6 protein-coding genes and 1 pseudogene are annotated in these 8,575 nt (G+C 61.8%); 6 read left to right on the top strand and 1 reads right to left on the bottom strand.

The genetic code is table 11. The annotated features are described in order from the left end of the window. Nucleotides 1-4: 4 nt before the first annotated feature. Nucleotides 5-1,006, bottom strand: a complete 1,002-nt coding sequence (gene gap, locus F8N49_RS21895; RefSeq protein ID WP_151552536.1) for a type I glyceraldehyde-3-phosphate dehydrogenase — start codon at nt 1,004-1,006, stop codon at nt 5-7. A 220-nt stretch (nt 1,007-1,226) separates the two neighbouring features. Between gap and edd the strand changes: the two genes are divergently transcribed. The 6 genes and pseudogenes from edd to F8N49_RS21865 all read left to right on the top strand — a co-directional run. After that, nucleotides 1,227-3,053 (top strand): phosphogluconate dehydratase, encoded by a 1,827-nt coding sequence (gene edd, locus F8N49_RS21890; RefSeq protein WP_016773527.1) that lies wholly within the window; start codon nt 1,227-1,229, stop codon nt 3,051-3,053. Beyond that, entirely contained in the window at nt 3,050-4,009 is a 960-nt protein-coding gene (locus F8N49_RS21885; protein WP_073472029.1) for a glucokinase, read from the top strand. Before edd ends, F8N49_RS21885 begins: the two co-directional genes overlap by 4 nt. 174 nt (nt 4,010-4,183) lie before the next feature. After that, complete coding sequence (locus F8N49_RS21880; RefSeq protein WP_016773529.1) at nt 4,184-4,915, top strand: response regulator; 732 nt, start codon at nt 4,184-4,186, stop codon at nt 4,913-4,915. Continuing rightward, nucleotides 4,905-6,374 carry an ATP-binding protein gene (locus F8N49_RS21875; protein ID WP_016773530.1) on the top strand — a complete coding sequence of 490 codons (1,470 nt, stop codon included), beginning with the start codon at nt 4,905-4,907 and terminating at the stop codon, nt 6,372-6,374. The genes F8N49_RS21880 and F8N49_RS21875 overlap by 11 nt, the downstream gene beginning before the upstream one ends. A 335-nt stretch (nt 6,375-6,709) precedes the next feature. Further along, nucleotides 6,710-7,969, top strand: coding sequence for an AGE family epimerase/isomerase (locus F8N49_RS21870; RefSeq protein WP_151552534.1), 1,260 nt, complete (start codon nt 6,710-6,712; stop codon nt 7,967-7,969). Nucleotides 7,970-8,087: 118 nt separating this feature from the next. Beyond that, a pseudogene (locus F8N49_RS21865) lies at nt 8,088-8,575 on the top strand (sugar ABC transporter substrate-binding protein); the annotation flags it as partial.

The following is an 8,575-nucleotide window of genomic DNA, read 5'->3' as shown; positions in this document are numbered from 1 at the left end:
GGGATTATTCGGCGTTACCCAATGCCAGGCAGTTATCCAGCATGCGGTTGGAGAAGCCCCATTCGTTGTCGTACCAGGCCAGCACTTTCAGCAACTTGCCGCTGACCTTGGTGTGGTTGGCGTCGAAGATCGACGACAGCGGGTTGTGGTTGAAGTCGCTGGAAACCAGCGGCAAGGTGTTGTAACCGAGAATCTTCGAATGCTGGCTCGCCGCTTTCAGCAGGGCGTTGACTTCGTCGGCACTGGCTTCTTTCTTCAGTTGCACGGTGAGGTCGACCAGCGACACATTGATCACCGGTACGCGCACAGCCATGCCGGTCAGTTTGCCCGCCAGTTCCGGCAGCACCAGGCCTACCGCTTCGGCTGCGCCGGTCTTGCTCGGGATCATGTTTTGCGTGGCCGAGCGGGCACGGTACGGGTCGCTGTGATAAACGTCGGTGAGGTTCTGGTCGTTGGTGTAGGCGTGGATGGTGGTCATCAGGCCGCTTTCGATGCCCAGCTCGCGATGCAGCACCTGCGCCACTGGCGCGAGGCAGTTGGTGGTGCACGAAGCGTTGGAAATGATCTGGTGCGACTGACGCAGAATGTCGTGGTTGACGCCATAAACGACGGTGGCGTCGGCGCCTTTGGCCGGGGCAGAAATGATCACCTTGCGGGCGCCGGCGCTGATATGCGCGGCGGCTTTGGCACGGTCGGTGAACAGACCGGTGCATTCGAACACTACGTCGATTTTTTCAGCGGCCCACGGCAGGTCGGCCGGGTTGCGAATGGCGCTGACTGCGATGCGGTCGCCATTGACCGTCAGGCTTTCGTTGTCGTGCGCCACGTCGGCGTCGAAAGTGCCGTGGACGGTGTCGTATTTGAGCAGATGGGCATTGATCGAACTGTCACCCAGATCGTTGATCGCGACGATCTGCAGGTCTTGACGATAGCCTTGGGTATACAGTGCGCGCAGGACATTACGGCCGATGCGGCCGAAACCATTGATTGCAATTCGAAGAGTCATGGAACAGCGCCGCCGTCGTTTTGTTGTTGGAATTACAAGATTATTCGCATAAAAATAGAAAACAAGCCTTTTTAGTGGCAATATTTTGTTTTATCTACAACGAGTGACCTGAATCAACTGGTCCGAATGGTCAAAAAAGCCGTCTGTCATTCCAACAACAACGGCGTTTGATCAGCATAGACAATCAGGTCGCCACATCCGTTAGCCTGGAGTTCTACACATGCATCCCCGCGTTCTTGAGGTCACCGAACGGCTTATCGCCCGCAGCCGCGCCACGCGTCAGGCTTACCTTGCATTGATTCGCGGCGCCGCCACCGACGGCCCGATGCGCGGCAAGCTGCAATGCGCCAACTTCGCCCACGGCGTGGCCGGTTGCGGCACTGAAGACAAGCACAGCCTGCGGATGATGAACTCGGCGAACATCGCCATTGTGTCTTCCTATAACGACATGCTTTCGGCGCACCAGCCGTACGAAGTCTTTCCACAACAGATCAAGAATGCCCTGCGCGAGATCGGCTCGGTCGGCCAGTTCGCCGGCGGCACTCCGGCGATGTGCGATGGCGTGACCCAGGGCGAGCCGGGCATGGAGCTGAGCCTGCCGAGCCGCGAAGTGATCGCCATGTCGACCGCCGTGGCGCTGTCGCACAACATGTTCGACGGCGCGCTGATGCTCGGCATCTGCGACAAGATCGTTCCGGGCCTGATGATGGGTTCGCTGCGCTTCGGCCATCTGCCAACGATCTTCGTCCCGGGCGGGCCGATGGTTTCGGGGATTTCCAACAAGGAAAAAGCCGACGTCCGCCAGAAGTACGCCGAAGGCAAGGCCACCCGCGAAGAGCTGCTGGAATCGGAGATGAAGTCCTACCACAGCCCGGGCACCTGCACGTTCTACGGCACCGCCAACACCAACCAGTTGCTGATGGAAGTCATGGGCCTGCACCTGCCGGGCGCGTCTTTCGTCAACCCGAACACGCCGCTGCGCGACGCCCTGACCCGCGAAGCCGCGCATCAGGTCACGCGCCTGACCAAGCAGAACGGCAACTTCATGCCGATCGGCGAAATCGTCGACGAGAAGGCGCTGGTCAACTCCATCGTTGCCCTGCACGCCACCGGCGGCTCGACCAACCACACCCTGCACATGCCGGCCATCGCCATGGCCGCTGGCATTCAGCTGACCTGGCAGGACATGGCCGACCTTTCCGAAGTCGTCCCGACCCTGAGCCACGTCTACCCGAACGGCAAAGCCGACATCAACCACTTCCAGGCAGCGGGCGGCATGTCCTTCCTGATTCGCGAACTGCTCGGCGCCGGCCTGCTGCACGAAGACGTCAACACCGTGCTCGGCCATGGCCTGAGCCAGTACACCAAGGAGCCGTTCCTCGATAACGGTGAGCTGGTCTGGCGCGAAGGCCCGACCGACAGCCTCGACGAAAACATTCTGCGTCCGGTGTCCCGTGCGTTCTCGCAGGAGGGCGGCTTGCGGGTGATGGAAGGCAACCTCGGTCGCGGCGTGATGAAGGTTTCCGCCGTTGCGCTGGAGAACCAGATCGTCGAAGCACCGGCGATGGTGTTCCAGGATCAACAAGACCTGGCGGACGCATTCAAGGCCGGTCTGCTGGAGAAGGATTTTGTCGCCGTGATGCGCTTCCAGGGCCCGCGTTCCAACGGCATGCCCGAGCTGCACAAGATGACGCCGTTCCTCGGCGTATTGCAGGATCGCGGCTTCAAAGTGGCGCTGGTGACTGACGGGCGCATGTCCGGCGCGTCGGGGAAAATCCCCGCAGCGATTCACGTCAGCCCGGAAGCTTATGTCGGAGGCGCTTTGGCGCGCGTGCAAGAGGGCGATATCATCCGCGTCGATGGCGTCAAAGGCACCTTGGAACTGAAGGTCGACGCCGCCGAATTTGCAGCGCGCGAACCTGCCAAGGGCCTGTTGGGCAACAACATTGGCAGCGGCCGCGAGCTGTTTGGCTTCATGCGCATGGCCTTCAGCTCGGCGGAGCAGGGCGCCAGCGCCTTCACTTCTGCCCTGGAGACGCTTAATTGAAACTGGCTTTGGTCGGTGACATCGGAGGCACCAACGCGCGGTTCGCGTTGTGGCAAAACCAGCAACTGCAATCGGTTCAGGTGCTGGCCACGGCCGACTTTGCCAGCCCGGAAGAGGCAATCGCCTTGTACCTGAGCGGGCTCGGGCTGGCGCTGGGTTCGATCGGCTCGGTATGCCTGTCGGTGGCAGGTCCGGTGAGCGGCGATGAATTCAAATTCACCAACAATCACTGGCGGCTCAGCCGCAGCGCGTTCTGCAAGACCTTGCAGGTCGAGCAGTTGTTGCTGACCAACGACTTCTCGGCGATGGCGCTGGGCATGACCCGCTTGCAGCCCGGCGAATTCCGCGTGGTTTGCGAAGGCACGCCGGAGCCGTTGCGCCCGGCGGTGGTGATCGGCCCCGGCACTGGCCTGGGTGTCGGCACCTTGCTTGATCTCGGCGAAGGGCGCTTTGCCGCGTTGCCGGGCGAGGGTGGTCACGTCGACCTGCCGCTGAGCAGCCCGCGCGAGACGCAACTCTGGCAACACATCTACAACGAGATCGGCCATGTCAGCGCGGAAACCGCGTTGAGCGGCGGCGGCCTGCCGCGGCTGTACCGGGCGATCTGCGCGGTGGATGGCCATGAGCCAAAGCTGGAGACGCCGGAAGCGATCACCGCCGCCGGCCTGGCCGGTGACCCGATTGCCCTGGAAGTGCTCGAGCAATTCTGCTGCTGGCTCGGCCGCGTTGCCGGCAACAACGTGCTCACCACCGGCGCGCGCGGTGGCGTGTTCATCGTTGGCGGGGTGATTCCACGCTTCGCCGATTTCTTCCTCGCCAGCGGCTTCGCCCGCTGCTTCGCCGACAAGGGCTGCATGAGCGATTACTTCAAAGGCATCCCGGTCTGGCTGGTGACCGCGCCGTACTCCGGCCTCGTTGGCGCCGGTGTGGCGCTGGATCAAGCAACACCTGCATAGAGATCGTTCCCACGCTTCGCGTGGGAATGCCTCAAGGGACGCTCCGCGTCCAGTGACGCGGAGCGTCACGGGCTGCATTCCCACGCAGAGCATGGGAACGATCAACAGGCGACAAATTTTCCAGGTTCATCAGGCATAATCCGCCCCAACTCCAACAACAAGGATGCCTTCGAAGTGAGCTCAGTCAACAAGTCGATATTGTTGGTCGATGACGACCAGGAAATACGCGAGTTGCTGGAAACCTACCTGACCCGCGCCGGGTTTCAGGTGAGGGCCACCGCCGATGGTGCCGGTTTTCGTCAGGCGCTCAACGAGGCGCCGAGCGATCTGGTGATCCTCGATGTCATGCTGCCCGACGAAGATGGTTTCAGCCTGTGCCGCTGGGTGCGCCAGCATCCGCGTCAGGCGCAGGTGCCGATCATCATGCTGACCGCCAGCTCCGACGAAGCCGACCGGGTGATCGGTCTGGAACTTGGCGCTGATGACTACCTCGGCAAACCGTTCAGCCCGCGCGAACTGCAAGCGCGGATCAAGGCCCTGCTGCGTCGCGCACAATTCGCCCACGAACGCAGCGGCAGCGAAGTGCTGGTCTTCGACGACTGGCGCCTGGACACGGTCAGTCATCGGCTGTTCCACACCGACGGCGAGGAAGTGATTCTTTCCGGCGCCGATTTCGCCCTGCTGAAACTGTTCCTCGACCACCCGCAGCAAATCCTCGACCGCGACACCATCGGCAACGCCACCCGTGGCCGCGATCTGATGCCGCTCGATCGCATCGTCGACATGGCCGTCAGCCGTTTGCGCCAACGCCTGCGCGACACCGAAAAACCGCCACGCTTGATTCGCACCGTGCGTGGCAGCGGTTATCAGTTGGCAGCCAATGTGGTTGCCGGCAATGCTCACTGAGTCGCTACGCAAATTTGCCAACCGCATACCGGTGCCGCGCTCACTGCTCGGGCGGATGCTGCTGCTGACCCTGCTGGCGGTGCTGTTCGCGCAGACGCTGTCGAGCGTGATCTGGGTGTCGCAACTGCGCGCCACCCAGCTCGAAGGCCTCGTCACCAGCGCCCGTAGCCTGGCGCATTCGATGACCGCCAGCGTCAGCTATTTCCGTTCCCTGCCGGTGGCCTACCGACCGCTGGTGCTCGATCAATTGCGCAGCATGGGCGGCACCCGATTTGTCGTGACGCTCAATGACAAACCGCTGGGCATGGACGTGCTGCCGGTGACGCCCCGCAAGGCTGCGGTGATGCAAGCGGTGGACGAAGTGCTGCGCCAGTCTCTGGGCCATGACACGGATATTTCCGTGACCTTCGTCAGCCCCGAAGACCTGCGGATTTTCAACGCAGGGTTGAAACTTGATGAATTGCCGCGCTCCTGGGCGCATTACGCGCTGACCCTGGAGCCGGTGAATCCGCCGGTGCTGGTCACGCAGATTCAAATGGCCCCGGGCGAATGGCTGTACATCGCCTCGCTGCTGCCGGAGCCGTACACCAGTCTCGAAGAGCAAGGCCTGCCGGCGCAGCAGGTGTGGTTCATTGTCCTCACCAGCGGCTTTCTGTTGTTGTTCATCGGCCTGCTGGTGCACTGGCAGAGCCGGCCGCTCAAGCGCCTGGCGCGGGCGGCGCGGGATCTGTCGCTGGGCGCCGACGTCGAGCCGGTGGCGGAGGGCGGCGGCAGTGAAGTGGTGGAGGTGGGCCGAGCGTTCAATACCATGCGCGAACGCATCAGCCGCTACCTGACCGAACGCAGCCAGTTGTTCAGCGCGATTTCCCATGACTTGCGCACGCCGATCACCCGCCTGCGCTTGCGCGTCGAACTACTCGAAGACGAACAGCTGCAAGCCAAGTTCGGCCGCGATCTGGATGAGCTGGAGCTGCTGGTCAAAGGCGCGCTGCAATGCGTGAAAGACACCGACATCCACGAGAACATCGAGCCGGTGGATCTCAACCATGTCCTCGATTGCCTGGTCGAGCCGTATCTGGCGCCGAACGGCAATGGCCGCGTCACTCAGCATGGCCGCGCGCTGTCGGCGTATCCGGGCAAACCACTGGCGCTCAAGCGCTGCATCGGCAACCTGATCGACAACGCCTTGAAGTACGGGCAGAACGCGCACCTGCACATCGATGACGATGACAGCGCCTTCGTTTTGCATGTCGACGATGAAGGCCCGGGTGTGCCGCAGCAGCGGCTGGAGCAAGTGTTCGAGCCGCACTTCCGCCTGGCGGGGCAGCAGCAGGGCTACGGACTTGGTCTGGGCATTGCGCGCAACATTGCCCATAGCCATGGCGGCGAGGTGACGTTGCAGAACCTGCGTGAGGGTGGGTTGCGGGTGACGTTGCAGTTGCCTCGGTCTGTGGATTAACCCCGAAAAGCCCCTCACCCTAGCCCTCTCCCAGAGGGAGAGGGGACCGATTGGGGGATGCTTGAGAGATACGCCGACCTGAACGTGCAATATCGAATCCCAAATCGGTTCGGGGCATTACCCAATCCATAATCGACTCAGTGGTTCCAGGTCGACGGAGGACGCAAGACACCTCGGTCGGCCCCCTCTCCCTCCGGGAGAGGGTTGGGGTGAGGGTGCTTTTGCTCTTCTCTTTTGTCACGAGCCAGTGACAAACCCCGTCCCCTTCGTTACAAGCCCGCCCCGGCCCGTTGTTTAGACTGCCCGCAGTCCTAACAACAAAAAAGGGTCACGCCATGGACACCTTTCACCCAGACTTCAGCAGTTGGCTGAACGCCCCTGCCCACCAGCAATGGCTAGCCGCCGAAGGCCTGCGTCTGCTGGATTTCGCCAAGGCATCACGACTGCCCGAAGGCTTCGGCAACCTCGACGAGCGCGGCCGTCTGCCGGCGCACGCGCAAGCCGAAACCATGAACACCGCGCGCATGACCCACAGTTTCGCCATGGCGCACATTCAGGGCCTGCCGGGGTTTGCCGAGCTGGTCGACCACGGTATCGCCGCGTTGCGCGGGCCACTGCGTGATGCGTTGCACGGCGGCTGGTTTGCGGTTGCCGGACACCGCGACGACAACACCGGCAAGAACGCCTATCTGCACGCCTTTGTCGCGCTCGCCGCCAGCTCCGCCGTGGTCGCACAACGGCCCGGCGCTCAAGCTTTGCTCGATGACGCCATCGACATCATCGACACTTATTTCTGGAGCGAAGAAGAGGGCGCCATGCGCGAATTCTTCAATCGCGACTGGAGCGAAGAAGAAGCCTATCGCGGCGCCAACAGCAACATGCACGCGACCGAAGCATTCCTCGCGCTGGCCGATGTCACCGAAGATCCGCGCTGGCTGGTGCGCGCCCAGCGCATCGTCGAACGAGTGATCCATGGTCACGCTGCAGCCAACGACTACATGGTCATCGAACACTTCGATCGCGACTGGCAACCGCTGCGCGAATACAACCACGACAATCCGGCTGACGGTTTTCGTCCTTACGGCACCACGCCGGGCCACGGTTTCGAGTGGGCGCGCTTGCTCCTGCATCTTGAAGCCGCGCGGGTGCAGGCCGGCATGCTTACGCCGGGCTGGCTGGCGACTGATGCGCAAAAACTCTTCGAAAACAATTGCCGCCACGGCTGGAATGTCGATGGCGCACCGGGCATTGTCTACACCCTCGACTGGCACAACAAAGCCGTGGTCCGCCATCGCCTGCACTGGACGCATGCCGAAGCCAGCGCCGCCGCCAGTGCCTTGCTCAAACGCACCGGCGACGTGCAATACGAAACCTGGTACCGACTGTTCTGGGAGTTCTGTGAGACGAATTTCATCGACCGTTGCCACGGCAGCTGGCATCACGAACTCAATCCGCAGAATGTGCCGAGTGCCGATATCTGGCCGGGCAAGCCCGATCTGTATCACGCCTGGCAGGCTGTGCTGATTCCGCGATTGCCGCTGGCGCCGAGCATGGCCACGGCTTTGGCGCAGTTGTCCCGGCCTGTTCCTGTGTAACCATGTCGTGACATTTACGCGTCCCTTCGTTACCTGCGAAGCGAAACGCTCTGTTTAAACTCCGTGCAGCGCAAGCACCAGACTTGCAATGCATAACAACAAGAAAGGTACATCTCGAATGAATGCGATTTCTCGCCTCGCTACTGTCATTTCTGTCGCCTCCCTGTTCCCGCTCGCAATCCTGCCGCTCAGTGTCTCCGCCGCCGATTCCAAAGGCTCGGTCGAAGTCGTGCACTGGTGGACTTCCGGTGGCGAAAAAGCCGCTGTCGATGTGCTCAAGGCCCAAGTCGAAAAAGACGGTTTCACCTGGAAGGACGGCGCCGTTGCCGGTGGTGGCGGTGCGACTGCCATGACCGTGCTGAAAAGCCGTGCCGTTGCCGGCAACCCGCCAGGCGTAGCGCAGATCAAAGGCCCGGACATCCAGGAATGGGCGTCGACCGGCCTGCTCGACACTGACGTTTTGAAAGACGTCGCCAAGGCGGAAAAGTGGGACAGCCTGCTCGACAAGAAAGTCTCCGATACCGTGAAGTACGACGGTGATTACGTGGCCGTGCCGGTGAACATTCACCGCGTGAACTGGCTGTGGATCAACCCGGAAGTCTTCAA

Source organism: Pseudomonas sp. GXM4 (assembly GCF_008923895.1).
In the GTDB taxonomy this organism is placed as follows: domain Bacteria; phylum Pseudomonadota; class Gammaproteobacteria; order Pseudomonadales; family Pseudomonadaceae; genus Aquipseudomonas; species Aquipseudomonas atacamensis.
The sequence above is the reverse complement of the archived record's forward strand: the minus strand, read 5'-3'. Positions and strand labels throughout refer to the sequence as shown.